The organism is Psychrobacter sp. T6-1 (assembly GCF_052258445.1).
Map to the genome: position 1 here is coordinate 1 of NZ_JBQQFC010000770.1, position 597 is coordinate 597.

The window sequence follows — 597 nt, forward strand, 5'->3', positions numbered from 1 at the left end:
GAAGCGGGCATAAAGCCATGACTGTCATAATTATCAGGATAGAGATGATGTAATAAATCGTCGTTATCGACATCAATAATAACGATATTGTCGACGTTAGCGACTTGCGCGCCGTAACTGTTACGGGTGACGATGAGCTGCGTTGGCGCCTCTTTTGTGGATACCGATGAAGGGAAAACTTGCTTAGAGACGATCTGCTCACGAATGGGAATGCCATTGTATTGGTTGTATTCTTCCTTGCGCTCACGGCGTAGGATATCCTCGCCTGCTAGCCAGCGCTTATGCGCCTCTGCCACCCGCGCTTTAGCATGCTCCAAAGCATCGCTTTGACTGATATCCGACCAGCCATAGCGTTTAATAGTGGCTTGCTTAGACAATTGGCTAGCTGTCACTTTCGACTCAAAGCGCTGTTTATGTTGCGCCCAGTATTTTGGAATGAGCATGAGGTTTGCCTTTGGATAGTTGTTTTTAGCTTTTAAATGTTGTAACTAAGCTTATTTGTATTCGATATTAAGATAATCTTATTACTAATCATCTGTTTAATGAGATTATCAACTACTCTAGGGTCTTCATTGCGCAAATGGCTTTTAAGGTAGT

1 pseudogene is annotated in these 597 nt (G+C 43.4%); it reads right to left on the reverse strand.

Annotation, left to right across the window (positions count from 1 at the left end):
- A pseudogene (locus tag ACTXGO_RS15890) lies at positions 1-443 on the reverse strand (hypothetical protein); the annotation flags it as partial.
- Positions 444-597 lie beyond the last annotated feature (154 nt).